The organism is Anaerosolibacter sp. (assembly GCF_029240175.1).
Lineage (GTDB): Bacteria > Bacillota > Clostridia > Peptostreptococcales > Thermotaleaceae > Anaerosolibacter.
On the sequence record NZ_JARBTM010000001.1, the window covers coordinates 65497 to 90959 of the forward strand.

The 25463-nt window shown below is 38.7% G+C and carries 24 protein-coding genes, 1 pseudogene and 1 riboswitch; of the genes and pseudogenes, 3 read left to right on the forward strand and 22 right to left on the reverse strand.

All coding sequences use genetic code 11. The annotated features are described in order from the left end of the window. Positions 1–46: 46 nt before the first annotated feature. From K0R93_RS00320 to K0R93_RS00345, 6 genes are all read right to left on the reverse strand, one after another. Positions 47–1492, reverse strand: a complete 1446-nt coding sequence (locus K0R93_RS00320; RefSeq protein ID WP_300295812.1) for an ATP-binding cassette domain-containing protein — start codon at positions 1490–1492, stop codon at positions 47–49. A 19-nt stretch (positions 1493–1511) separates the two neighbouring features. After that, on the reverse strand, positions 1512–2519 hold the full coding sequence (locus K0R93_RS00325) for a sensor histidine kinase (RefSeq protein WP_300295815.1): 1008 nt from the start codon (positions 2517–2519) through the stop codon (positions 1512–1514). A gap of 9 nt (positions 2520–2528) precedes the next feature. Continuing rightward, positions 2529–4139, reverse strand: coding sequence for a response regulator transcription factor (locus tag K0R93_RS00330; protein WP_300295817.1), 1611 nt, complete (start codon positions 4137–4139; stop codon positions 2529–2531). Positions 4140–4384: 245 nt separating this feature from the next. After that, positions 4385–4933, reverse strand: a complete 549-nt coding sequence (locus tag K0R93_RS00335) for a permease (RefSeq protein WP_300295820.1) — start codon at positions 4931–4933, stop codon at positions 4385–4387. Between the two features lie 2 nt (positions 4934–4935). Beyond that, the gene (locus K0R93_RS00340; protein ID WP_330684949.1) at positions 4936–5421 is read right to left on the reverse strand and encodes a hypothetical protein; all 486 of its coding nucleotides are present in this window, start codon (positions 5419–5421) and stop codon (positions 4936–4938) included. 148 nt (positions 5422–5569) lie between these two features. Then, entirely contained in the window at positions 5570–6145 is a 576-nt protein-coding gene (locus K0R93_RS00345) for an HD-GYP domain-containing protein (protein WP_300295823.1), read from the reverse strand. 948 nt (positions 6146–7093) lie between these two features. Here K0R93_RS00345 and K0R93_RS19235 point away from each other — a divergent pair. Next, positions 7094–7483 (forward strand): annotated as a pseudogene (locus K0R93_RS19235) (GGDEF domain-containing protein); the annotation flags it as partial. Between the two features lie 260 nt (positions 7484–7743). Here K0R93_RS19235 and purE read toward each other — a convergent pair. The 10 genes from purE to K0R93_RS00395 all read right to left on the reverse strand — a co-directional run bounded on the left by purE (position 7744) and on the right by K0R93_RS00395 (position 18579). Further along, on the reverse strand, positions 7744–8238 hold the full coding sequence (purE, locus tag K0R93_RS00350; RefSeq protein ID WP_300295826.1) for a 5-(carboxyamino)imidazole ribonucleotide mutase: 495 nt from the start codon (positions 8236–8238) through the stop codon (positions 7744–7746). Between the two features lie 24 nt (positions 8239–8262). After that, positions 8263–9426 (reverse strand): 5-(carboxyamino)imidazole ribonucleotide synthase, encoded by a 1164-nt coding sequence (locus K0R93_RS00355; protein ID WP_300295829.1) that lies wholly within the window; start codon positions 9424–9426, stop codon positions 8263–8265. 120 nt (positions 9427–9546) lie between these two features. Beyond that, positions 9547–9647, reverse strand: a riboswitch (purine riboswitch). A gap of 305 nt (positions 9648–9952) precedes the next feature. Next, the gene (locus K0R93_RS00360; protein WP_300295832.1) at positions 9953–12325 is read right to left on the reverse strand and encodes a PEP/pyruvate-binding domain-containing protein; all 2373 of its coding nucleotides are present in this window, start codon (positions 12323–12325) and stop codon (positions 9953–9955) included. A 76-nt stretch (positions 12326–12401) separates the two neighbouring features. Beyond that, complete coding sequence (locus K0R93_RS00365; protein WP_300295835.1) at positions 12402–13028, reverse strand: TetR/AcrR family transcriptional regulator; 627 nt, start codon at positions 13026–13028, stop codon at positions 12402–12404. Between the two features lie 166 nt (positions 13029–13194). Next, complete coding sequence (locus tag K0R93_RS00370) at positions 13195–14139, reverse strand: hypothetical protein (protein ID WP_300295838.1); 945 nt, start codon at positions 14137–14139, stop codon at positions 13195–13197. Positions 14140–14326: 187 nt separating this feature from the next. Next, entirely contained in the window at positions 14327–14743 is a 417-nt protein-coding gene (locus tag K0R93_RS00375) for a DUF3842 family protein (protein ID WP_300295841.1), read from the reverse strand. 1 nt (position 14744) lies between these two features. Continuing rightward, on the reverse strand, positions 14745–15521 hold the full coding sequence (locus tag K0R93_RS00380; RefSeq protein WP_300295844.1) for an energy-coupling factor ABC transporter ATP-binding protein: 777 nt from the start codon (positions 15519–15521) through the stop codon (positions 14745–14747). Continuing rightward, entirely contained in the window at positions 15522–16331 is an 810-nt protein-coding gene (gene cbiQ, locus K0R93_RS00385; protein WP_300295847.1) for a cobalt ECF transporter T component CbiQ, read from the reverse strand. It abuts the gene before it with no gap. A 61-nt stretch (positions 16332–16392) separates the two neighbouring features. Further along, positions 16393–17442, reverse strand: coding sequence for an energy-coupling factor ABC transporter permease (locus K0R93_RS00390; RefSeq protein WP_300295850.1), 1050 nt, complete (start codon positions 17440–17442; stop codon positions 16393–16395). Between the two features lie 231 nt (positions 17443–17673). Beyond that, complete coding sequence (locus K0R93_RS00395) at positions 17674–18579, reverse strand: MYG1 family protein (protein WP_300295852.1); 906 nt, start codon at positions 18577–18579, stop codon at positions 17674–17676. A gap of 289 nt (positions 18580–18868) precedes the next feature. Between K0R93_RS00395 and K0R93_RS00400 the strand changes: the two genes are divergently transcribed. Together K0R93_RS00400 and K0R93_RS00405 are read left to right on the forward strand one after the other, a co-directional pair. Continuing rightward, on the forward strand, positions 18869–19159 hold the full coding sequence (locus K0R93_RS00400; RefSeq protein WP_300295855.1) for a DUF2087 domain-containing protein: 291 nt from the start codon (positions 18869–18871) through the stop codon (positions 19157–19159). A 22-nt stretch (positions 19160–19181) separates the two neighbouring features. Then, the gene (locus K0R93_RS00405; protein ID WP_300295858.1) at positions 19182–19850 is read left to right on the forward strand and encodes a flavodoxin family protein; all 669 of its coding nucleotides are present in this window, start codon (positions 19182–19184) and stop codon (positions 19848–19850) included. 432 nt (positions 19851–20282) lie between these two features. Here K0R93_RS00405 and lipA read toward each other — a convergent pair whose 3' ends face one another. From lipA to gcvH, 6 genes are all read right to left on the reverse strand, one after another. Further along, on the reverse strand, positions 20283–21140 hold the full coding sequence (gene lipA / locus K0R93_RS00410; RefSeq protein ID WP_300295861.1) for a lipoyl synthase: 858 nt from the start codon (positions 21138–21140) through the stop codon (positions 20283–20285). A 36-nt stretch (positions 21141–21176) separates the two neighbouring features. Continuing rightward, positions 21177–21827, reverse strand: a complete 651-nt coding sequence (gene lipB, locus K0R93_RS00415) for a lipoyl(octanoyl) transferase LipB (RefSeq protein WP_300295864.1) — start codon at positions 21825–21827, stop codon at positions 21177–21179. A gap of 106 nt (positions 21828–21933) precedes the next feature. After that, positions 21934–22104, reverse strand: coding sequence for a hypothetical protein (locus tag K0R93_RS00420; RefSeq protein ID WP_300295867.1), 171 nt, complete (start codon positions 22102–22104; stop codon positions 21934–21936). 162 nt (positions 22105–22266) lie between these two features. Next, positions 22267–23727 carry an aminomethyl-transferring glycine dehydrogenase subunit GcvPB gene (gcvPB, locus tag K0R93_RS00425; RefSeq protein ID WP_300295870.1) on the reverse strand — a complete coding sequence of 487 codons (1461 nt, stop codon included), beginning with the start codon at positions 23725–23727 and terminating at the stop codon, positions 22267–22269. Then, complete coding sequence (gene gcvPA / locus K0R93_RS00430) at positions 23727–25067, reverse strand: aminomethyl-transferring glycine dehydrogenase subunit GcvPA (protein ID WP_300295873.1); 1341 nt, start codon at positions 25065–25067, stop codon at positions 23727–23729. The genes gcvPB and gcvPA overlap by 1 nt, the downstream gene beginning before the upstream one ends. Before the next feature lies 1 nt (position 25068). After that, positions 25069–25452 (reverse strand): glycine cleavage system protein GcvH, encoded by a 384-nt coding sequence (gcvH, locus tag K0R93_RS00435; RefSeq protein WP_300295876.1) that lies wholly within the window; start codon positions 25450–25452, stop codon positions 25069–25071. Between the last annotated feature and the right edge of the window lie 11 nt (positions 25453–25463).

Below are 25463 nucleotides of genomic sequence, written 5' to 3' on the forward strand. Positions count from 1 at the left end.
CACGTGGTAGACATTCTTTTGATTTAGGGGGTCATTTATTAGATGTTCATCGTTTTTGTATTTCCAGAGTCTTTTTGTCATAATTGCCCAAAAATCTACCATCTTCCATCACCAATAATCGATCTGAAACGGCTAAAGTATCTGAGATATTCACAGCCAGTATGACAATTGCAATCCCTTTTTCCTTGAGCTTGTGGATGAGTTCTATGATCCTGCCTCTTAAATACATGTCTGCATCAGCAAATGGCTGCATGATAAACACGACTTTCGGGCTAAATATATGTATTTTAAAATAAATCAGATCATATAAGGATTTCGTATTAAGTCCTGCAAGATCACTGGCATCCACATGATTTCCTGCCAATGATCTATATTGTTCCTTTATGCTTTTCATTATCTTTTTATTGATGACGCTTTTGTTCAGTTTTCTGTCCATAAGAAAGGTTAAATTTTCAAGATAGGACATGCCATGGAATAATGAATTATTTATAGGATTTTCGGGTATGAACACGACTTTATTTCGCAACAGGTTGCCAGGATTGATAGGTTCAATTTTCCGATGGTCAAGGAAGATCTCTCCCTGTATAGGCTGACTAAATTCCATGAGTATTTCAACAATGTCTTGGATCCCTTTATTATTGATATCAAGTATTGTTATGCATTCACTTCTCTTTACAGAAAAACTAATATTTTTAAGATTTTCTGAGACAAAACCTCTGAATTCAAATATTCCAGTGCTTCTACCTGCTTCATTTAGGCCTATACTATTATTGAAAGTTATAATATAAGGAAGTAAAATTTCATCAGAAAAATCTTTTTTATCGATTACCTTAACGATTCTTCCATTTTCCAACAGGCAAGCTCTGTCACATATCTTAAAGGCCTCTTCATGGTGATTTGCTATATAGAGAAACGAGATGCTTCTTTTCTTATAAAAAAGGATCAGCTTTTGAAAATCTGCGAGCTCTTCCATGCTTAAAAAGCTTGCTAACTCATTGAGTATGATCAATTTTGCACCATTTATGATGGCTTTGATGAGTTCAATCACCGTCTTCTCAAAAAGAGATAGTTTCGAAACATATTCAGATGTGTTTATTTTTATTTCCAGCTGCTTCAGCAGCTCATCGGTTTTAACCTTTAACGCCTTTTCCTTTATGACGAAGTCATGGAAATTATGGTTGAGAACATTAATATTGTCTATCACCTTAAGGTCTTCTATCAGCTTGGTCTCTTTGTCAATTGCATATACGCTGTTATTGGTCAAGCTGCTGTGCTCATAATAATTTACTAGGTTTTCATTAAAAAATATTCTGCCAAAATCAATCGATACATTTTGGGATATGAGTTCTATCAGCTGTCTTTTGCCATGGTTATTCAGGGGCATTAATCCCATGATTTCTCCTTTAAAAATATGGAAGTTTATATTGTCTAGATATGTAATCCCATCCATCTCTCTTGTCACATTCTCTATTCTTAGAATTTCTTCCCTCATGGTTCAATCCTCACCCATATCAATCCATTATCAAAGGTATCGTTATCTCCACATCTGTTCCAGCACCTAGCTTGCTATATACATAAAGACCATACTCATCACCGAAAATTAACTTTATCCGATTGCTTACATTCAGTAAAGCGATCCCGCCTTCATGCTTGTCTTCCTTCATATGTTCAAGGGATGCACCCCTAAGCTTTTTATTCAATATGCTAAGCCTTTCCTCTTCTATGCCTACGCCATTATCAGAGATTGTAATGATCAACCGCTTTCCCGTTCCAATCACTTTTAATATCAATATACCCTTCCCCATCTTTCGCTCTACCCCATGAAAAATTGCGTTTTCAAAAATAGGTTGTAAAGTGAGCTTTGGAATCCTTGCTTTCAATGTTTCTTTGTCTATATCACCTTGGAAATCCACCTGAAAATCTAGTTTTTCTTCAAATCTAAATTTTTGTATTTTATAATAATTCTCCACATTCGCTATTTCATCTTCAAGACTCACCAGCTTATCTACATTGGAAATGGTATATCTGAAAAAAGTAGCAAGGGCCTCCGTCATATTGGCAATACTATCCACCCCTTCTATTAAAGCCTCACTCCTGATTCCTTCCAAGGTATTATATAGAAAGTGTGGATTAATCTGATTCTGCAGGGCTAAATATTCAGCATGCTTTTTGGAACTCTCGATAAGTTCTTTGGTATCAATGATTTCTTTAAATTTTTGAAAGGCAAGTGCAGACTCATGGTTAAAGGGAACTCTTAACCGGAAAACCCCTTTGAAAATATAGCCTTCGTGGAAAAGCCTCAATACTTTGTTGCTTTCCTTATAGGGCTTGTATATCCATTCATAGGAGAGGTAGAAAATTCCCCCTAGGAAAACCGTATAGATAGACAAAAAAATATATGTTCTCGTGCTTATGGCACTGGACATCACGTGTAAAAATGCGATTAACAGCATGATGATCATCATCATGAGAACAATAAAAACTCTATCTAATAAATAAAGCGTCTTTTTATCCCTCATCCCATTCTCCTAAGCAAATACTTTTCTATACTCATTTGGTTTTAAGCCTGTATGCTTAATAAATGATTTCGTAAAATATTTGACATCATTGTATCCCACCATCAAGCATACATCCTGTATTCTTAAATCGGATTCCTTTAACAAATCCTTTGCCTTTTCAATACGGACCTTAGAGAGATATTCAATAAAGGACATGTCCGTTTCTTTCTTAAAAATACAGCTGAAGTAGCTTGGATTAAATCCGATATGTGCCCCTAGATCCTCCAGGGTGATATTGTTCATATAGTTTTCTTCTATAAATTTCCTAGCCTGTCTAATATGTTTTAGATTGCTATGGTTTTTATCCCGATCTAAAGCAGCTATAGACGAGGTTATATGATTTAATAGTTCATGAAATAAACCCTCGGTAGAATTACAATCATTCACTAAATCCATTAGGTTTTGATAGGCTTCAGCCCCGTGATCCATCCTTATGTTATTGCGCTTCATGGTTATGTAATACATATTGGCAAGCTCCCTGATCATGTTTTTTAATTCAATGCCTCGGATGCTCCTAAAGCTTATCTCCTTCTTGAAATTTAATATTACATTTTCTATGTCATTCATATCGAATACTTCCACAGCTTTTATAAACTTTGTGGAGACATTATAGAAGATATTTTCTAGCTCGGCGCCATCTGCTCTTTTCCCATCGGCCCTAATAATTCTTCCTGTCCCTTTTAATATTCTGTCTTCAATTAATAACTGGGCAGACTTAAGGGACTTTGCAATATCCTGTAACGTTCCTACTTCTTCACCAAATGCCATGGTAATTTCAACCTTCTCAATACCAAAAATCCTTTGATTTAAATACTCTAATATTTTCTCGAAAACTATCTCAATTTTCTTTTTCATGCTGTGGTCATAATTCATCACAATATATATATCGCTTTTACTCTGAATGACATCCAACTCATACATAATGCCTTGTAACTTTGCTTTCACAATGTCCTTGATCTCATCCATTATATTTTTCAAATGATTCAAGCCTTCTTTGCCCATATCATCAAGCTTTAAAGCAGCAATAGAAAAAATTCCCCTCTGAAAATGAAAATGATAATTTTCATTGATCTCTCTCAAGGTATAGGTTTTATGAATTTCAGCGTCAAACAGTATAAGTTTGCCTAAAAAAGCTTCCCTAACCTTATTCATATCTTTTTTAAGCTTTGATTCAAATTCTTTCCCCCAGTTAAGCTGTTCTTTTTTTTCCATAACATCCTTCTGTAACCTTAATAGTGCATTTAGTAAATCATCTTTATTGATAGGCTTAAGTAGGTAATCTCTAACACCAAATGCCATTGCTTTCTTGGCATATTCAAATTCACCATATCCGCTTATTATAATAAATTCCAAATCATCATTAATTTTTTTCGCTTTTTCTATCATATCTAGCCCATCATAACCAGGCATTCTTATGTCCGTTATCACAATGTCTGGCTCCTCTTTTTCAATAAGTTCAAGGGCCTCGATTCCATTGCTCGCAGTTCCTACTACAAGCATACCGATCTGATCCCAATCGATCAGTTTCATGATAAGTTTGCATATGCGTGATTCATCATCGGCTATTACTACGCGAATCATAGCTTTACCCCCTGCTATATATCTTCACTTTAGCGTTTTAACTTTTCATATTGCGTATTTCTGTTATATCTATATATATAGAAAAACCCTGCAAAGTAGACTTTTTTGTTGTCCACACTGCAGGGTTTGCTGTTAACTTATTTTCCTATTAATACATGCTGAAGTAAATCCAAATGATCCCGAAACTTAGAAAGTTCACCTTATTATCATAATCTAGAACGATTTAATCCCAATAACCGTTGGTATCATCCTGATTGCTGCTGTATTTTCTCAGCATCCATGTATAGTTTATCCCGTTCATCTCGAGGAAGAAACCGCTCTACCAGATATCCCATTAAAATGATACCTGGTAGATTCATCAGTAATCTAACCATTGTAAATTCATACCCTAATGCTGTTAATTCAAAGATAAGGGTAGGTATTTTGGTAACACACCATGCATTCATAAATATGATTACATTGCTAAACTTCACACCTTTTCTTAGCAGGACCAGGGTAAATGGAAAAGCTGCATACATGGGTCCTGCCGCTAAAGAGCCTATCAAAATGGCGAAGGCAATCCCCACGAAACCAGAATCATCTCCCATATACTTCATCATGGTCTCCCTTGGAACCCACACATCCATCAATCCCAATAGCAGCATCACAGGAGGTAGTACCCCTAGCATTTGTTTTAGGGAGTCCTCTGCTATGATGAAGGTTTTCATACCAATTTCCCTATTGAATAGGGTAATGAGTACTGTGCTCAGAAAGGCAATTAAAGCAAAGGCATATCTTCTAAAAACCCTTTTCATCTTCATCCCCCCAATACCATTCCAATCATCGCTGCCACCACAAAAGAAAAGATAAAGGCGATAAAGTTTCTAAGAAATGCTGCCTTTTTCCCTATATGTTTAGCTTCTAGAGCAAATGTGACTACCCCAACTAATGTTAGGGTGGATACCAATGCAGCCACCTGGGCGTATCCCGCGCCATTTTTCAATAGCATGTCTGCGGTGGGGAATGCTACAAAGGTTGGCATCATGGTGATTGCTCCTATCACTGAAGCTAATAAAACACCGAATATGCCGGAAGATTCTCCCAAAATACTTGATATCACTTCCGGCCGCAGTACAGCCAGTGTTATCCCAATGATAAAAATGATTCCCAGGAACTGGGGCATTATATTTTCAAAGGATTTCCATGCTTTCAACACTGCTTTTTTTGTTTTGTTTTTATCCTTGCCATAGGATACCATCAGCAATACAAAAGCACTTCCATAGAGGATCAATGTCATACCCATACTGCCTGCCCCCTTGTAAATCTATCTCTTAAATATACAGCATCATATTTAAAAGATATGTGAAAACCCTTTAAAGAATCACTTTATTCACATGTTTAAATAGAAATATAGTATCGTGTTCCTAGGCTGGCTTATATAAAGATTTTTTCTAACGGTTTTGACTCTCCCACGGCTGCCACAAGAAATCAAGGGCGTCAACCAAGCGGGGATCGAACTGCAAACCTTTATTCCTTTTAACTTCTTCTCGACACAAAGTCCATGGCATGGCTTTTCTGTATGCTCTGTTTGAGGTCATAGCATCTATTGCATCACAGATACCAATAATCCTTGACCCTAAAGGAATCTCTTCCCCTTTTAGTCCCACTCCATAGCCATTACCATCCCAACGTTCATGATGAAACAATATAATATGAGCAATATATTCTAACTTTTTTGATCGAACCAATATATTATACCCGATTTCTGGATGCTTCTTAATATGCTCCCATTCATCGGAGGTAAGCTTGTCTGACTTATTTAAAATATTATCTGAAATTCCAATTTTTCCTATATCATGCAAGTGTGCTGCAATATGTATCATTTCAAGTTCTGTTCCATTTATTCCAATCGTTTTTGCCAAGTGATAACTCATATCCGCCACTCTATTAGAATGGCCACAGGTGTATTGGTCCTTAGCTTCTAATGCGCCCACCATGCATTCTAAAATATCATGGTATATTTCCATAGAAGAATTCTCCATTTTCTTCTCCTCTCATTTACATAGTGATTTGTTGTCATGTCAATTGTCGCTTAAGAGATTTACCCATATTTATTAAGCCTTCACCCTTCTTTTCTCAAAGTACTATTTCCGTCCTTTCATTAAATATCACATAGATTCTTTGCTTAATCTTCTGCTGTTTATTGACAGATAAAATCAAGGATAATATAATGATAACAATAATCATTATCATTATAGCAGAAAGGAGTAAATTTTTCCATGACATCTTTTTCTCATTTTCGTGTGCGAATGGTTCATGAGTTTTATCTAGGAATTCAGATTATGAGTATTCTTGCAATCCTTTTTTTTATCGATAATCTAGCCATCCCAAAAACAAACATGCTTACTAATATAAACATTTTTTTAGCCCTTTATGTCTTTTATATTGTAATGAAACTCATTTTTTTTGTACAAAAGTTCTACTTTCAAAACATAAAAGAGGAGCTCCATCCAAGCCTATTCCTTGGTTTTTTAGATGGTATTTTTCTTACACAGTATGTATATATTATGATGGATCATCTCCCCATCATATCCCATCTATTTTATTTCTACATTGTCTTTCAGATCATGCTTTTTCACGATAGTAGCTTTGCTCTATTCAGCACCTTTGCCACCCTATGCTATACATTTATCATTGTTTTAGAAAATCCTAAGTTGTTATTATCCTATGATTATATGATACATATTTTTTTATTTTATCTTTTAGGCTATATTTTAGCCTCCGTTTTTCATGAAATGAGTCAATTACAAAATCAAATGGCCTATATGTATAATGAGCTCGAGGAAAAAAATCTACAGCTGAGTGAAATGGCCAATAGGGATTATTTAACCAATATGTATAATCACAAATGCTTTTATGCCCATTTTAATAATATTGTCGAAAGTTCACATATTCAATAAACACCATTTAGCCTAGCACTATTTGATATTGATAATTTTAAACGGATCAATGATACTTATGGTCATTTGGCTGGGGATACAATTTTAAAACAAGCCTCTTCCCTCATTCTAGAGAGTATTAGAAAATCTGACGTTGCCGCTAGGTATGGTGGTGAAGAATTTGCTATCATATTTCCCAATACTCCTCTTGATGAAGCTAGAATAGTCTGTGAAAGAATAAGAAATATTATTGCGAGTCATCCTTTTCAATTCGATGATCATGTTATTCAGGTTACCATTAGCGGTGGTGTATCCCATGGAGTCTATTGTCAAGCACCTTGTCAACAACACAGTTTCATAGCCTCCGTTGATCAACTGTTGTATAAAGCAAAGTCTTCTGGAAAGAATCAAATACAATCGCCCTAATATACGTGTAGCCTTTTATCACGCAAGTAATCTATTTTCTACAAGCTCAAAGGCAGAACAAAAGCATCCGTTTTGAAGTGTAATTCAAAACGAATGCCTTATAATCGTATAGTTGTCCAGACCAGTTCACAATATGGCGGGAAGAATAATCTATGGGGCCAATTATATCTTAATTTAATTGACCGTATTGGTGATATGATTATATTTATTTCTTAACTACATTAAAAAGGCTCGGATCACTCCGAGTCTTTTTATACAAATTATATGTTACCTTTTTCAAGTTCTTCTGCTTTTCTCAATACCATCTTCTCTAAATCTTTTTTATATTGCACTACCCTATAGTAGATAGCTTCATTTGTAATACCTAAGATCTGTGCCGCTAAAATCCCCGCGTTTTTTGCCCCATTGATTGCAACTGTGGCCACTGGAACACCCGGGGGCATTTGTATAATTGAGTATAAGGAATCTATTCCATTTAGACTACTGGTTTTTACAGGTACACCTATAATCGGAAGCGATGTGAGGGAAGCCACCATGCCAGGCAAATGTGCAGCGCCGCCGGCTCCAGCAATGATCACTTTTATACCCCTATCTTTTGCTTCCTTGGCATAAGTGTATAGTCTCTCCGGTGTTCTGTGGGCTGAAACGATTGTCATTTCGTATGGAATCTCAAACTGTTGCAGCATTTCAGCTGCCTCTTTCATTACTGGTAAGTCTGAATCACTTCCCATGATTATTCCTACTACTGGTTTCATGAACTACCTCCCTTTTCTTTCAAGTTATTCAGAGATAATACGCACACAAGCACTTGCTTTTTCCGCTCTTTCTTTTGCTTCATCTAATGTTTGTGCGACTACAGTTAGGTGTCCCATTTTTCTTTGGGCTTTTGTTTCTTTTTTTCCGTATATATGAAGACTTACCCCCTCTATGGATAAAACCTCATATGCTCCCAAAACAAGGGGTTTTCCTTCATAACCCTCTGCTCCCAATATATTTCTCATCACCGTTGGCCTGAGGAGATCCGTTTTTCCTAGCGATAACCCTAGGATCGCTCTCATATGATTTTCAAACTGAGATGTTATACATCCTTCTATCGTATAATGTCCTGAATTATGGGGTCTTGGTGCAACCTCATTCACAAGGACCTCACCCTGCTCCGTCAAGAACATCTCTACACAAAACATTCCAACGGTCTCAAAAATCTCACAGACATTTTTTGCAATGGTCATGGCCTTCTCTTCACACTCTTGGTCTATTGCCGCAGGCACTGAAGACTCAAACAGGATGCTGTCTTTGTGTATATTCTCTGCCACTGGATATACTACGGTCTCACCGTCAATTCCCCTGCAGCAAAGAACAGAGATTTCCTTGATAAAAGGAATATACTTCTCAGCATACAAGGGATTGGTATCCCCTTTTAATTCTTCGAAGGCTTTTTCTATGTCCTCTTGAGACCGTATAAGGCTGTTTCCCTTTCCATCATATCCCCCAAGGGCACTTTTTAACATCACTGGATATCCAAATTCATCGATTGCTGCTTCTATGCTTTTTATGTCATTCACCAGAACAAAGTCACCTAAAGGAATATTGTGCTTTTGGAGCACCATTTTTTGATGATACTTATTTTGAATAATTTCAAGACTGCTTGCCTTCGGATAAACAACAAAACCATCAGACTCCAGTTCCTTTAGTGCTTCCGTTGATATATGCTCAAATTCACAGGTTAAAACATCTACCTGCTTTGCCAATTCTTTTAGTGCCGTCTTATCATCAAAGCTTGCAATAATTTTATCATTGGCAAGATAGCCAGCTGGACAATCTTCACAGGGATCAAGAACCATGGTGTAAATCCCCATCTTTGATGCTTCGTTTACCATCATTTTACCCAGTTGTCCCCCACCGATAATACCAACCTTTTTTGAGAGAAGTTTTTCTTTCATCATAAGCTATCCCTTCCATGATAAATTGAATTAAAAAACCCTAGGCAAAGAGACTCCTAGGGCAATCGTTATTAAAATACAGACTACATCAACAGATGATTCTTGATTTAGAATCATTGTAGTATTCAATAACAATTCACCCATAGTCAGAAAGTTCACGGCAATCTGTAGAAACTCCTAAACCATATTATTAGGATTATATGGATGCGGCTATTTAATGTAGTATCATTTTAACATGAACATATTCCAAATACAATATATTTCAACTATTTCTCCATTTAAAATTCGTAAATATACGAATATTTATCTTGTTTTTCACGTTTATCGTACATATAATAGCATCTGTAGATATACCTAGAGTTTCACGAATAATCATTCAATAACATTGTTACTTCAGTCTTCCTCTACTCAACTTTATTTTTTACCATCTTCAATCTCCATGGATATTGTATATTTTTATTTTTAAACAAACATTAAGAATATGTTAATTGAAGGTAAAAAAGCTATGATTTTGATTGAAAAAAACATATCAGTTTTCTTTAAACCCCTTTAAGTATACAATCCCCTGCCCACCCTCAACGATGACGCGATCTCCTGTCTTGAGTCTGGTGGTGGCATTTCCGCATCCTACCACAGCAGGAATACCCAGTTCCCTAGCCACAATGGCTGCATGGGATAAAGGTGCGCCTATATCAGTAATGATTGCTGCTGCTTTAGGAAAGAGAGGTGTCCATCCTATATTAGTCGTTGCTGCCACCAGTATTTCACCTGGTAAAAGTGCATCTCCCTCTTCCGGTCTCGTAAGAATTCGTACAATGCCTTCTACCCTACCTGCTGCGCCAGCGCATCCTTTAAGACTTTGGGTATCAGGTTCACGAACCATAGGCCTGGTAGCATCATAATAGTCAAGTCTTCTATTAGGGTCTTTTGCCCACGCAAATGGATCAAATCGTCCACGTATAATAGCTGGGAACGGTGGTAATGCTCTGTATTTTTCGAAATTCTCTTTTCTGGCAGGAATATGCATCACTCTTGAAAGCTTCTCTGAAAGAAGCGCTTCTACTTCATCGATATAGTGAAAGAATACGTCGTCTCCTATTCCTATAAGTTCTCCCGCCTTAAGGGCAAAAGCCCGAACCAGCCTAAATGCCCTTACAAATTCTGAACGACCTTCCTCTCTGCGTCGAGCAGCTTCACCTGCTTTTTTTATTTGTTTCTCAAGCCAATTGACCTTATTGGGATAACTCTCTTTAAATCTCATTTTTGCAGCCTCATATTGGCTATACTGCCTCTTTAGAAGTCCCTCCACATCCATATTCGACCTTTTCGCTTCAGCGATCTGCTTTTCTAACCAATCCGTATCCTCCATTGGATCAGGCATGGATAATTCATACTCATGGGGCCCTCTATGGCCATATTTCATCAAGTATTCCTGGCGGCTCATCTCTCCTTGAATGACCTTGGAAATACCAATCACGGGTCCTAAGCTTGTTAATCCTGCGTCTCCCCTGAGATTAGAGAGAAGGGTATTGCTGTCTTCTGCCCCCACCAATTGTGTAAGTTTCTTATCTAAAGTTGTAATATTGGTCAGCTTCATGGCAGCCATAGAAGCCCCACTTAACGCTTTTAAGACATAGGGGCGCAGTTCATCCTCCCATAAGTTCAGCAGCGCTTCTTTTTCCTTTACACTTTCAATTCGTTTCCTCATCTCTACACACCAGTCAGGTGTGTCCTTAAGAAACTGGGGTAAATTTTTTGAAGCCCTTAATGCCTCCTTTGTCGTGCCCATGACGATGGGTAACATCACCTTCATCACCTCTAGCCGTGTAAAGGGGTGAATTGGCATAACCATTTCCTCAGGCATCTGTCCATATAAATCTCCCAGGAGCTTTAGCGCACCTTTTCCATCTTTTCCAAGTACAGTCGATATCATAGATACCCTTCTACTGATATTCATGTAGGGTCTTCCACAGATATTCCCTGAAAACACATAATATCCAGGAATAAAATTCATGGAGTCATCCAACAGCCTTGCTATACTCCAGGTGAATGGAGGATAAACATCGGGTATTGCTTCTGCCACATTGGTATTGGTCCAAAGTTGATCTTCCATCAACGAATAATTGATTTCATAGGTGTCTATGTTACCTATAGAAAAAGTAGTGATTGGTCTCGCTTGCAGAATATATACCTTTCCTTTTGCTACAGCCCACTCAATATCTTGGGAGCTATCCAGTTCTTTCTCAAGCCTTGCAGCATACGCGTACAGCTTTGAAGCATATTTAGCAAACTCATCTGGACCGTCATACTTTCCTTTTGGCCTTTTCAACTTGAAATCATAGGCATTGGATTCACCTGATACCAGCTGTTCCCCTAAACCATGGACATAGTTCCCTATCATGTTCGTATAACTGCCTGTAATGGGATCTGCAGTAAACAACACGCCAGAAATTTCAGAAGTCACCATCAGCTGAACCACCACTGCAATTTGGTGGGATTGCTCTATTCCTTTAACCGAGCTGTATGTCTTCACTCGCTCTGATTCCCTTGATCTGAAAACTGTATAAATGGCTTCCTCAATCTCATGATCTGTATTCACATTGAGGACAGTTTCAAACTCACCTGCGAAGGATGCCTGGGCAGAATCTTCACTAATGGCAGAGGAGCGTACGGCAAACATAGCTTCTTCATGATTCTTTCTAATGGCATTTAAGAAGACAAGAATATCATTCCAAGCTTCACCCCTTAGTTTCTCTCCTAAAAAAGCCTCAGGCAGAATCACAAAGCCTTCTGGCACAGGGTAGCCTGCCTGATACAATCTAGCCAGCATACCGCCCTTACCTCCTGCTGAAGACTGCAGATCAGGTGTTAACGCTTTAAAGCTTTTCACCATATTTGTCATAATATCCCTCCTTAACTGAATATACGCAGACATTCATCTTGTGGAAATTTAATCTTTATTTATTCACCAACATTCTTTATGGAAATATCCGTATTTCTTTAGCTTCTATACCTAGCGCCCTGGCAACTACCGCTTCTAAAGAAGCTTTATAATTTAACGATTGTGTTTTGTCCTCCATGTATTCATCAAAGAACATGCTTTGCGGGACAGAAGTTATAGCCCTTAGTAATATATCTGCTGTTTCACGGGGAAACGCTACATTGAAGATACCTTCTTTTGTGCCCTGCTCAATAATTCGGGCGAATGGGCCGACGTACTTCTGAGCCATGATGATACAGTATTTATAGAACATAAAATCCGATTTCATGATCATAAACAAATATTGTATGATCTCTTTCTTTTGTTTTTGGGCAGCTGCCTTTTTTTCCATCATCCGATTCAGCTTTTCCACAGCATTCAACCCTTGGTCTTCTATGATCGGTTCAATATCTTTTAGTAGCCCTTCTGCCCAGTTATGGATACTTTCCACCAACACTTCTTCTTTAGATTTAAAGTAATGATAGAATCCTCCTTTTGAGAGCCCTGAAGCCTTCAAGATATCTTCAACGCTGGTTTCTTCATACCCCTTTTCTATAAATAGCTTTTCAGCAATCTCTACCAACTCATTTTTCTTACTTGTATTTTTTTTTGCTGCTTTATCCATATTTACACCTCCTAAAACAAACCGACGTCGGTTTTTTTTAGGATACGTTATTGTATATCCATTGTCAAGGTCCCTTTAAAAATCTTCAATATATTAAAAATGCTGCAAATGAACCTCGTTCATTTGCAGCATTTTTAATATATTTCTGTAGGGATCAGCATTTAGCTTACAACCTTTCAACCGCATCCTTCCTAAATTTTTCTGCTTCATCGGATAGTTTATAGTCTGTTTTGTCCAGTACATCCATATAGTTATCTAACATTTTAATCGTTTCACTATCGTCTTTATTTTTCAGTGCATTTTCATAGGCAGCTTTTGCATCGGGTACCATTGTTTTCGTTTCATAACTGAAAAGCGGTGTGTTATTTGCGCCATACATCATAAATGCATAGTATTTTTTTTGCAATTGCTCTACTTCTTCTGCTTTTGCAGAGTTTCCATGATTCTTCATAAATCTCTCCTGGGTTAAAGCTCTCTCAATAATTTCATCCCATCCAATCACTAGGGCCGCATCTTTTGCAGGAACATTGTTGGATTCCACAGTCATGATATCGATATAATCCTTTATATCTTCGGACACATAGCCACTGAATTTTTTATAGAATTCATAGTTAATGATAGGAAAAAATGTACCTTCTGCGGTTTCAACTTTGTATCCTGTATCTTTGGTTTCCATTAACAAACTCTTCAATTCTTCATCCTGTATGTCTTCAAACTTCGTTATATCAAATCCAGACATATATGTTTCCGCCAGCTTACTTTGTACGGTCTCACCGTTAAAATACTTTTCTTCCAGTGCTGGTAAATTTGATTTTTGAATTTCCTCAAACGCCATCATCATTACAGATGCATTTTCCTTCGAAACATTGGCAATATTTTTATCGATAAATTGAATCATGGCATCCGCCTTGGGCTTGCTTTCCAAAAGATCATTCAAGTCGGCCATTATTTTTTCCTGGCTATCTTCCTGTACAACCGGTTTGTTCTTTTCTGCATCTTTACTTCCATTATCAGGCGCCTTTGAAGCACACCCTGATAGTAAAGTAGCTCCAACGATTGCTAGAACAGCAGCAGATCGCAAGAATGATTTTCTATAAAACATAGTCATCATGACAATTCCCTCCTAAGTTTATCTATATAGACATTTCCCTATTCTGAGTACTTTTATTTTGCTACATAGCCTTAGACGAAAAGAATCATAAAAGGTTTCATATCTTTTCTTTCATCCCCTGGATTATACTTACGATTTGTCCAGTAAGTAATAAAGACAAGGATAAACCTTGCCTTTATTACGATCTCTATTCACCCTTCATAAAACTTTTAACAAATTCCATTCCATCATCAATATAATAGGGAACTGGCTCATTCTTGGTTCCAACCACTTTTATATTGCATCTATTTAACGGAATCAAAATCTTCCTTGCCGGGCTTTCTGCGATGGCCTTGGCCATCATAGGTGTCAGTTCCCCCAGCATTGCATTGGCAGCAATAATCCCTATGGTTCCCATAATCACATCCACCCTCGAAGCATTAAAAACGATGGCATTTTCTCCTGTGGCCCCTTCATCAGCACCGGATTTTAGCATCAGTGCCGTAGCAAGGGCATTGGTACCTAAAGCAATGATTTCTACCTCTTTTCCGAATACCTGTCTTAGCTTTTCTACAATGGCTTTGCCTATTCCTCCGCCCTGACCATCTATCACTGCGATACGCATGCTATTTCACCCATCTTTCTTTATCTTTATTTACGCCGCAAACAGGACAATTCTGAAGTGCAAGGGGTATCTCCAGCCCACACGCATCGAGTAAATCCGCATTTGTTAGAATATCCTCACCATTTCCATCTGCTGCTATTTCCCCATCTTTAATGACAATAATTCTTTTGCAAACCTCCAATACCATATCCAAATCATGGCTTGTGATAATCTTTGTATGCTCAAATCCTTTGAGCAAGTTTATCAATCTCCGCCTAGACTTGGGATCAAGGGCTGCCGTCGGTTCATCCATAATGAGAACATCGGGCTCCATGGAAAGAACTGCAGCAATTGCAGCTGCTCTCTTTTCTCCCCCAGACAATTTAAACGGGGCACGTTCTTTCAAGTGAGATATTCCAACGGTCTCCAAAGCATTCATCACACGTTGCTCAACTTCATTTTCATCTAACCTATAATTACGGGGTCCAAAAGCCACATCATCATAAATCGTTGTCATGAACAGCTGATCATCTGGATCTTGAAAAACCATACCCAGCCTCTGTCGTATCATAGATAGTGTATTTTTTGTTACATGAACATCCCCTACAAGGATTTCTCCTTGGTTTGGAAAGAGAATACCCATCAAGAGCATCAGGAGGGTAGATTTCCCCGCCCCATTGGCTCCAATAATGCCTACGGATTCGCCGTGATGGATAGAAAAGGATATATTTTTTATGGCTACGTGTCCATCTGGATACGAATAACCTAATGATTTTGTTTCAATTTTATGATGGCTCATTTATCTGATCACTCCCATTAACAAAGCACCTATCACCATCGGTATATTATACAATCTTATGATTACAAAGAAGATACTCCAGCTTATTACATAGATAAAATCTCTCCACTGCATGTGTGCATCTTCTCCAGTGTGATATTCACCAGTGAAGCCCCTTAAGCACATGGCCTGATATATTCTTTGTGCCCTATCAAGGGTTCGCAATAGCAGTTGCCCCGCCAGTGAACCCCAGGCACTCCGATGAACGCCTTTATGGGTCGGAGCTCTCAACGAGTAGGCACGTATAGTTCTTGCAACCTCTTCCATTAATAGGGATATGTATCGGTAGGTTAGCAGCAGCTGTAAAACAAACAATCGCGGGATTTTTAAAAGCCTTAGGGCAGCTGCAAGCTTATCCATACCTGTAGTAGCCATCAGAAGCAGCCCTGCAGTTACAGCCAATCCACTCTTTATGAAAATTGAAAAAAAGGTGATCCATCCCCTGGATAGGGCAATTCCTCCTATTATGACAATTTCCTGATCAAAAAACGGGTTTAATATCCCAATACCGATAATAAAAGGCTCAACAAACAGAATCCTTTTTAGTATTGGTCCTGCTGGAAGTTCCGCAAACAGAAATACCAACAATGGATAAAAAATCAGTGGCAGCAAACCACTGATTTCATATCGATCAAAAGACACCAAGATCAACAAATAAACAAATGTTGTCAAGACCTTCGCAAGAGGATGAATCCTATGTATAGGCGTATCCTTTCTCGCAAGATCATTCATGACACCCATATTGTACAATGTATTTGAAAAGTTTGCCATGCTATTCATCAAATCCCATTATATAATTTAAGGCAGAATTATCTGCCCCATATAATATATATTAAACAATTATTCTCTTTTTCCTTCTTTTTGCTATGCTGATCATAAAACCTGTAAAAACTGCTGATAAAAGTGTAATGAGCCCGCCAATAATCCCGGAAATGCTGGTTCCAGCACTGACTGCAGGCCATGGTTCTCCAGCCTCCGTAGGTACAGCTTCATCACTTTCATGGTTCTTAAATTCATAATCTGGTAGAAATGATACCTTCGTTTGTATTTGAGATAAGGTCTTATGTATACCATCGGGTGTTTCCAATTCTGTCTCTCCTGCTGTCTTTAACATTGACCATTCCAATCCATCTGGACTTGCTGAAGCAAACCAGGAGAATACACTCCCTACAATGACAGCAACAATGGCCAATGTGGTTATAACCTTTTTCATAGAATGCCCGTTAAGCTCCTGTCCATGGATTGATTTTTCAATAATCTCTGGCCGTGCTTTCCATACATAGGTGACAACTGCTGCTGTAACCAATCCTTCTACCACACCGATGCCCAAATGGATCGGCTGCATGAAAAGTGCAAAGGTCCCAAAAGGTAATTCCGTCTTTCCAGATAGAAAAGTCTGCAGTACGACACTGAAAGCACCTATTTGAAGTGCCACCACAGATGATACCATAGAAGCTGCAAATATTCTCTTTGAAGTCATCTCGTCACGAATAAACCATTTATCAATCATAGGGTATGCAACAAAACAAGAAAAAAATCCAAGATTAAAGACATTACATCCATAGGCCAGCAAACCACCATCGGCAAAAAACAATGCCTGGATCAATAGGACTGACGCCATTGTTAAGAATCCAGCGTAAGGCCCCAATAGTATTGCCAACAGCATCCCACCAGCCAAATGGCCGCTGGACCCAGTGCCAGGAATGGAAAAATTAATCATTTGTGCAGCAAAAACAAAGGCACCCATGACACCCATCAGTGGAATTTTATTATCATCCATATCATGCTGAACTTTCTTGATTGAATATGCCATCACACCGGATGTGGCAGCCCACATGGTACCCCCAACGATTGGCGAAATTAAGGCATCTGCCATATGCATTTTTACCAGCTCCCTTATAAAATGATAGACCCACGAAGGGCAGAATAATGTTTCCAGCCCCTTCATGGGCCTGATTTGCGGCTTTTGTATAAAATAAACATACAGCGAAACCTTCTTGGCTTCATTATTTAAAATATATCATAGATTTTTTATGATTGTCAATTGCTTCCCTTATCCGTTTATATGTTATTATCTGTATCAAAAAAACCTTTCATCTTCTACTGTCATTCCTTAATCTTCATGATAATCGATGGCAATCTCAGCCAGTTTCTGAATACCTTCAAAACTTCCTGCCACTGCAATAAACCTTCCAGTATGACAAAATATTGCGTCATCAACCCCCGTGATGGCAGAAAGCTCCTCATTCTCTTTCCCTGCCCAACTCTTAGGCAGGTTCTTTCGGGTTTTACCATCCCTGCCTCTGACAGTCTGCATTGAATATCTACCTTTGTCAGGGTAGATGATGAAAACCACTTCACCCTCTTCATCGATTTCCTGCAATGCTTCTTCCCATGGACAAAATGTATCAAGAACTAAGAATTCTGATCTGTCTCTATTTTCATAGGACTGAATAATCTTATCCTTTGCTTTCAATATTGCAATCTTGCGACTCATCGTATTCTGCAGAACTGCTTTGCCTACTTCCACTGCCTCATAAAAGGCTTCCTCTTCCTTTTCCTCTGCATACCACGGTGGGTTAAATCCTGATATGATCGCTGATATATTCATGGAAGGAATGATTTCATCCACGACCTTCAGACCATTATCATGGGCGTCGATCCCCTCTATGAGGAATCGATCTACATAATCAAAAACAGACTCAACCTCTTCCATTGTTAAGGATGAGTCTTCTGTGTGTATCACATTTCTGCCAAAGTGATTCCATATCAAACCACAAGCTGCATAAGGGGTTCCGCTTTCTCGATAGATTTTTTCCACCCCATGGTGGTCAAATTCTCCTCCACCAACGTCATAAACGATATCTAGCGCTCCTAGTTTTCGTGTATCTCTTGTGCGAACCACTTCAAGTTCAAATAGTTTATCCAGAATTGCCGTTGCCATTACCTCATCCGCATGGAATCGACCATCATGGGTACCTACTTTTTTGAAAGATCGTTTTGTATCTATGTTTACCAACCCCTTATTAAATTCATATATCCTTCTGATTTTTGATAGCCTATACCCTCTTAATATGACTCATTTTCTGTCATTCTAAACGTATTTATCTATTAATCTACCCTTTTGAAATTATGTTTTGTTACTTTATAAGTTTAAACCGTAAATCCTATTGTCATGGATATATATCCTTTACCTATGAGTTTATATATCAAATTGACTTTTTATAGATATTTATGTATTATATCTATATATAAACAAACTTTTTGTTTTATGTCTATTATTAATAAAATGAAAGGAGGGTGCATCAATGGACCATAAAACAGAATTAGAAGTTATAAATAATCCACAGCAAAAGATCATCATCAAAACAAGTATGGATATAACAGATGGTCAGCTATTCCAATTAGAACCTGATAGTCTTATCGCTCTCCAAGAAGTGATCCAACAATTTCAGCCTGGGTGCCTCTATAGCGAGAAAGAAATTAATGCTATCTTAGAAAATTTTTATGACGATTTTACCGCTTTGAGAAGATACTTAATAGAGTATGGTTTTCTAGACCGAAAACCTGATGGCAGCCAATACTGGAGAAAGAAGTAAAAAAGAGAAAGGAAGTCAGGAAATGAAAATCGTAGCAATTAACGGAAGTCCCAAAGGCGAAAATAGCAACACCAATGTGATGGTTGATGCCTTCCTAAAGGGTGCCCGAGAAGAAGGTGCAGAAACAGTAAATATCTTTCTATCAGAAAAGCGAATCGAGCATTGTAAAGGCTGCCACACCTGCTGGCTCAGGGGACCTGGGCAATGTGTAATCAGCGATGATATGCTCGAAGTCCTATCCCTGGCTGGAGGAGCAAATGTTATTATTTTTGCTACACCCATATATTTTGAGAATATCTCAGGGATGTTAAAAGTTTTTATGGATCGAATGACTATGATAGGGGGCCCTCAATCTCAGAAAGATAAATCTGAGAAAGTGCAAGATTCAAAGTCACCAACAGCACAATCACCCAAACTGATGATCATTGCCAGCTGTGGTCATCCTGACAGAGAAGAATTCCAAGTAGTCTCCCATTGGATGCGGAGAGTAGCCCTTAAGATGGGCATGGATTTAATCGGAGAAATTTATGCTGTACAAGGTAAGCTCTTAACTGCGCCAACGGAAGAATTAAAATCTGCTTTATCTGATTATCTACGCCTTCTAGAAGCAGCAGGAAAAGAAATCGCTGCTGATTTAAAACTGTCAGATACAACAGAAAATTTGTTAAGACAAACCCATTTTTCCAGTTGAGTTTCATATAAAGATAGAGGAAAGCATTCATGCTTCCCTCTATCTTTAATGATTATGTATAGGCTATTCTTCATAGCCAATAGCAGCTGCTCCATAATTGCTGGTCTCATAGTTTATTCCCCCTTAGATACGATAAAGTATTACATTCTATTTCAGTGTATCAGCCAGCGGTTTCAGAGACAATCTTTTACAGAGCTTCCAGCTATTGAAAATATTAATAGATGCATAGATTTATATTGATCATTCTTTATACATAAATTTTGTTATCTCCATCTTCTCTTTCTGTCATCGACAAAAAGAGCCTACATGGTTTACATATAGCCCCTTAATGAACGATAGATAAAGTTTTTTCGATCTGCGGGCGATTCGTGAATCGCCCCTAGTACCAAACTGCTATTAACAACGGCCCCATTGGCTCCTATCAAAAGCACTTCATAATGCTTTTATCATCTCTGAAGCATTGTATGAGCTTCTAACAAGGGGATCGGAGGCTACAAAATCAAATCCCAGTTCCATGCCTCTTTCCTTGTACTTTTCAAAAACACTCGGATGTATATATTCTGCCACAGGATAATGCTGCACACTTGGAGGCAAATACTGGCCAATGGTCAGGAAATTACACCCTACCCTGCGTAAATCCTTTAGTACTTCTATGACTTCTTCTTCCGTTTCCCCTAGTCCCACCATAATCCCTGATTTTGTTAGTATATTGTCATCCAAGGCCTTCACACTCTCTAATAATTGAAGGGAGCGATCGTACACTGCCTGGGGCCTTACTTGATCGTATAATCTCGGTACTGTCTCTATATTGTGATTGATCACCGCTGGTTTTGCTTTTACGACCGCTTCTAATGCCTCTGTCGTTCCTTGCAGATCAGGAATGAGCACTTCAATTATCATATTTTCATCACGGGCTTTGATGGCTTCCACTACTTTGGCAAAGTGGTTTGCACCTCCATCGGGCAAATCATCCCTGGTTACCGAGGTAATCACCACATGCTTTAAACCAAGCTGGACGGCTGCCTTTGCAACATTGTCAGGTTCATCCCCATTTACCATTTGAGGTTTTTCATGGGAGACATTACAAAATCTACAGCTTCTTGTGCACTGATTTCCTAAAATCATAAAGGTTGCCGTTTTTTTGCTAAAGCACTCCATTCGATTGGGGCAATTGGCCTCCTCACAAACTGTGTTTAAAGAAAACTCCTTTAGCACTTTCTTTACATAGTCCACACTTCGCCCTTTATTTAAATCGATTCTCAGCCATTTTGGCTTTCTGCTTATCTCCATCATCATTACCTCTTTCCATCTGGACTCATAGATACATCATTTTTGAATGGCATTATAATCAAAACTCTTGCTGAAGTGTTTAATTATCTGCTTGTTTACCTGCGCTAACTCAGCAGGATGACCCGTAATATGTTCGATAGAGGTAACGCCTTTATTGGATATGCCACAAGGTACGATCAGATTAAAATGATCTAACTTTGTTTTTACGTTAAATGCAAACCCATGCATGGTGACACCACGCTTCACCGCCAACCCAATGGCAAGAATCTTATTGTTGTCTATCCACACCCCTGTATGTTCGGAATTTCTACCCGCTATAATGCTATAATTTTCTCCAAGCAATTGAATAAATGTTTCTTCAATTCCCTCCACAAAATCTCTAATTCCCATCTTCCTATCCTTAAGTTTAACAATGGGATACCCAACGATTTGTCCTGGCCCATGGTAGGTTACATCGCCGCCTCTTTCGACCTGATGGACCTCAACCCCTTGCTCTTTCAAATATTTCTCTGGAACGATAATATTAGATGGAAATCCATTTCTTCCTATGGTAATCACAGGGGGATGCTCTACCAAAATCAAGGTGTCCTCAATATTATCATCCTGTCTTTTCTTTAAAATATCATATTGAATTTCTAGAGCTTCTTGATACCCGCATCTTCCTAAATCTAAAATATTTAAATCCATTGCTTTCCGCTCCTTATTCCCTTGTTTTGTGCCATAGTGATGATACTGAATACCCCCCGCTCAGTCGAGTGGAGGGTATCTGTTTTTTATTGAAAGCATTCTAGCCCTAGCTTACCAATTGGTATCTATAGATGAGAAATACATCATTTTTTTCCTTAAGGTCAGCTTTTAAAATATTCACTCTTTGACCTGACTTCAATTGAACTTCGGAGCCTACCACACTTTCTAGGTATTGTTTCACATTTTCAACCTGTGTGGGTTCTACAGTTTCTTTCACGCCCCAGGCATGTGCAAGCGCACTTGCAGCATCTCAGGTCTCACATAGTTTTGCTGTTCTCTCTTCCAAAGATCCAGCGATGCTATTTTTTAAAGCTTTTTCCACGTTCCCATCATGGGCAAATAGCATGATCATCCCTCCTCTTCTGCCTTCCAAAAATGGTTATTTACTTTTATCCCACTTTACAATAAGATTTCTTGCCGCCTTCACCTCATCGATTCTTCTTACAGGTGTATCATGGGGCGCAGTTTTTAATATTTCAGGGTTCGTTCCTGCTTCCTTTGCGATTTGAATCATTGCATCTATGAAACTGTCGATGGTCTCTAGGCTTTCCGTTTCTGTTGGCTCTACCATGATTGCTTCATTTACAATCAATGGGAAATAAATCGTCGGCGGATGATAACCATAGTCCAAAAGACGTTTTGCAATATCAAGGGTAGAAACACCTAATTTCTCCTCTAAAAGGCCTCCTAAAACAAATTCATGCTTACATACTTGATCAATCGGTAAGTGGTAATATGGCTTTAGCTTGTGCATCATGTAATTTGCATTCAGCACAGCCTTTTCACTTACCTCTTTCAATCCTGCTGCTCCCAATGTAAGAATATAGGTATAGGCACGAACCATGATGCCGAAATGCCCATAGAAGCTTTTTACTTTACCGATAGATAGAGGACGATTATCATCCAGTACAAATCTCTCACCTGTTTTTTCTATAACAGGTACAGGCAGGAATTGCACCAAATCACTTCTTACGCCCACAGGCCCACTGCCTGGTCCACCGCCTCCATGGGGGGTAGAGAAAGTTTTGTGCAGATTAAAGTGAATCACATCAAATCCCATGTCTCCGGGTCTTGTGATGCCCATGATGGCATTCATATTGGCACCATCATAATAAAGCAAGCCCCCTGCTTCATGGACTAGGTCTGCGATTTCCTTAATATTGGTTTCAAACAATCCAAGGGTACTTGGATTTGTCAGCATTAAGCCTGCAATCTCATCATTCAAAACAGCCTTTAGGCTTTCTATATCCACTGCTCCGTTTTTATCAGATTTTATCTCAACGATGTCAAACCCAGCAACAGCTGCACTGGCAGGATTGGTTCCATGGGCAGAGTCTGGAACGATGATCTTTGTCCTTTTATGATCTCCCCTGTTCTCATGGTAAGCCTTCATGATCATTAGCCCTGTCATTTCTCCATGGGCCCCTGCAGCAGGCTGAAGGCTTACTCTTTCCATACCGGATATTTCTGAGAGCATTCCATCCAGTTCATACATCAGCTCAAGAGCACCCTGCACAGTTTCTTCTGGTTGATAGGGATGAACCCTTGCAAATTTATCAAGGGATGCCATATCCTCATTGATCTTAGGGTTATACTTCATGGTACAAGAACCTAGGGGATAAAAACCCGTGTCTACACCATAATTTTTATTGGATAATCTGGTATAGTGCCGAATCACATCCACTTCACTAACTTCTGGCAGATCCACTTCATTTTCTCTTAAAAATGTGCTTGGAATGATGTTTTCCAGCTCTTTTTCAGCCACATCACAATCTGGAAGATGATAAGCCTTTCTCCCCCCATTGGTGATTTCAAAAATTAGCTTGTTGTAGTCCCTCATTATATCACCTCCAGTACTTGAACAAGCCGATCGATTTCCGCTTTTGTTCTTTTCTCAGTGACGCAGAACAGCAATCCATTCTCGAACTGAGGATAATCTTTTCCTAGTTCATATCCTCCCAGAATATTATGCTTCATTAATGCTTCATTGACCTTACTTGCTTTTAGATCACTGGTCACAGCAAATTCTTTAAAAAACGGTTGATTGAACAATGGCTTGAATTTCCCACTCTTTGTAATCTGCTCAAAGGCATAATGGGCCTTTTGAGCGCTTTGGACTGCTACTTCTTTAATCCCCTGTTTACCCATAGTTGTTAAGTAGATCGCAGCCATAAGTGCATTTAGACCTTGATTCGAACAAATATTAGAAGTAGCTTTAAATCTTCGGATGTGCTGCTCCCTAGCCTGCAGGGTTAGTACAAATGCTCTCTTTCCATCAACATCCTCTGACTGACCAACGATTCTTCCAGGCATCTTTCTTACCAATTTAGCATTTGCCGCAAGAAATCCAAGATACGGACCGCCAAAATTTAATTGGTTCCCCAAGGACTGTCCTTCGCCCGCAACAATATCTGCACCAAGCTCTCCCGGTGCTTTCAAAATTCCCAAAGAAATTGGGTCCACATAGTTAATAAGCATAGATTTATTTTCATGGGTGATTTTTTCAATAGCTGCCATATCCTCCAACGCACCAAAGAAATTTGGATTCTGTATAATTACACCGGCGGTTTCCTTGCCCATGGTAGTCTTTAATTGTTCTAGATCTGTAACACCATCTGCCATATCTATTTCAACCACTTGGAAATCTCTAAACTTTACATAGGTATCAAGGACTTTTCTAACCTCCGGATGAACTGTTTTTGACACAATGATGGCTTTCCGTTTTGTATTTTCCACAGCCATCATGGCACCCTCTACACAGGCCGTTGCACCATCATACATGGAAGCATTGGTTACATCCATCCCCGTAAGATGACAAATCATTGACTGATATTCAAATATTGCCTGAAGTGTACCTTGGCTGATTTCTGGCTGGTAAGGGGTATATGCTGTATAAAACTCAGATCTCATGGCCAAATGCTTTACAATGGCAGGAATATAGTGATCATAAGCTCCCGCCCCTAAAAAGCATACCAAGTCCTCCACGCTCTTATTCTGATTGCTTAATCCCTTCATATGACTTATAAGCTCCATCTCAGAAAGGGATTCACCCAGATTAAGTCCCCTATTCAATCGAAGGTCTTTCGGTATATCTTTGAATAAATCTTCTATAGATGCTCCGCCAATACTATCCAGCATCTGTTTTGCATCTGCTTCAGTATTTGGTATATACCTATGCATATTATTCCTCCTTACCACAGAATTCCTGATATTGACGTTCATTCATCAACTGCTCAAGCTCCGTTTCATCGCTTAGCTCTATCAATACCATCCAGCTTCCATAAGGGTCTTCATTGATCAGCTGTGGAGAGTCTGACAGTTCTTCATTGACTTCTAGCACCTTACCTGAAACTGGCAAATAGGAATCAGACGCTGCTTTTACTGACTCAGTAACACCAAAAACATCCCCTGCTTTGAATTCACTGTCTACATCTGGCAATTCAACATAAACGATTTCCCCTAAAGCATGCTGTGCGTAATCGGTAATACCAATGTACGCCTTTCCATCCTCAACTTTGATCCACTCGTGGTCATTTGAATATAAAAGGCCTGCTATTGTTTTCATTTTTTCTTCCT

What these genes read in the sequence shown, in the direction of transcription:
- K0R93_RS00335 (WP_300295820.1), bottom strand. Translation starts at nt 4,933, where the DNA reads ATGAAAAGGGTTTTTAGAAGATATGCCTTTGCTTTAATTGCCTTTCTG.
- K0R93_RS00360 (WP_300295832.1), bottom strand. Translation starts at nt 12,325, where the DNA reads ATGACAAATATGGTGAAAAGCTTTAAAGCGTTAACACCTGATCTGCAG.
- K0R93_RS00330 (WP_300295817.1), bottom strand. Translation starts at nt 4,139, where the DNA reads ATGATTCGCGTAGTAATAGCCGATGATGAATCACGCATATGCAAACTT.
- purE (WP_300295826.1), bottom strand. Translation starts at nt 8,238, where the DNA reads ATGAAACCAGTAGTAGGAATAATCATGGGAAGTGATTCAGACTTACCA.
- K0R93_RS00400 (WP_300295855.1), top strand. Translation starts at nt 18,869, where the DNA reads ATGGACCATAAAACAGAATTAGAAGTTATAAATAATCCACAGCAAAAG.
- lipB (WP_300295864.1), bottom strand. Translation starts at nt 21,827, where the DNA reads ATGGATTTAAATATTTTAGATTTAGGAAGATGCGGGTATCAAGAAGCT.
- K0R93_RS00320 (WP_300295812.1), bottom strand. Translation starts at nt 1,492, where the DNA reads ATGAGGGAAGAAATTCTAAGAATAGAGAATGTGACAAGAGAGATGGAT.
- gcvPB (WP_300295870.1), bottom strand. Translation starts at nt 23,727, where the DNA reads ATGAGGGACTACAACAAGCTAATTTTTGAAATCACCAATGGGGGGAGA.
- K0R93_RS00345 (WP_300295823.1), bottom strand. Translation starts at nt 6,145, where the DNA reads ATGGAAATATACCATGATATTTTAGAATGCATGGTGGGCGCATTAGAA.
- gcvPA (WP_300295873.1), bottom strand. Translation starts at nt 25,067, where the DNA reads ATGCATAGGTATATACCAAATACTGAAGCAGATGCAAAACAGATGCTG.
- K0R93_RS00375 (WP_300295841.1), bottom strand. Translation starts at nt 14,743, where the DNA reads ATGCGTATCGCAGTGATAGATGGTCAGGGCGGAGGAATAGGCAAAGCC.
- cbiQ (WP_300295847.1), bottom strand. Translation starts at nt 16,331, where the DNA reads ATGGCAAACTTTTCAAATACATTGTACAATATGGGTGTCATGAATGAT.
- K0R93_RS00355 (WP_300295829.1), bottom strand. Translation starts at nt 9,426, where the DNA reads ATGATGAAAGAAAAACTTCTCTCAAAAAAGGTTGGTATTATCGGTGGG.
- K0R93_RS00390 (WP_300295850.1), bottom strand. Translation starts at nt 17,442, where the DNA reads ATGCATATGGCAGATGCCTTAATTTCGCCAATCGTTGGGGGTACCATG.
- K0R93_RS00370 (WP_300295838.1), bottom strand. Translation starts at nt 14,139, where the DNA reads ATGATGACTATGTTTTATAGAAAATCATTCTTGCGATCTGCTGCTGTT.
- lipA (WP_300295861.1), bottom strand. Translation starts at nt 21,140, where the DNA reads ATGGAGATAAGCAGAAAGCCAAAATGGCTGAGAATCGATTTAAATAAA.
- K0R93_RS00325 (WP_300295815.1), bottom strand. Translation starts at nt 2,519, where the DNA reads ATGAGGGATAAAAAGACGCTTTATTTATTAGATAGAGTTTTTATTGTT.
- K0R93_RS00405 (WP_300295858.1), top strand. Translation starts at nt 19,182, where the DNA reads ATGAAAATCGTAGCAATTAACGGAAGTCCCAAAGGCGAAAATAGCAAC.
- K0R93_RS00340 (WP_330684949.1), bottom strand. Translation starts at nt 5,421, where the DNA reads ATGGGTATGACATTGATCCTCTATGGAAGTGCTTTTGTATTGCTGATG.
- gcvH (WP_300295876.1), bottom strand. Translation starts at nt 25,452, where the DNA reads ATGAAAACAATAGCAGGCCTTTTATATTCAAATGACCACGAGTGGATC.
- K0R93_RS00380 (WP_300295844.1), bottom strand. Translation starts at nt 15,521, where the DNA reads ATGAGCCATCATAAAATTGAAACAAAATCATTAGGTTATTCGTATCCA.
- K0R93_RS00365 (WP_300295835.1), bottom strand. Translation starts at nt 13,028, where the DNA reads ATGGATAAAGCAGCAAAAAAAAATACAAGTAAGAAAAATGAGTTGGTA.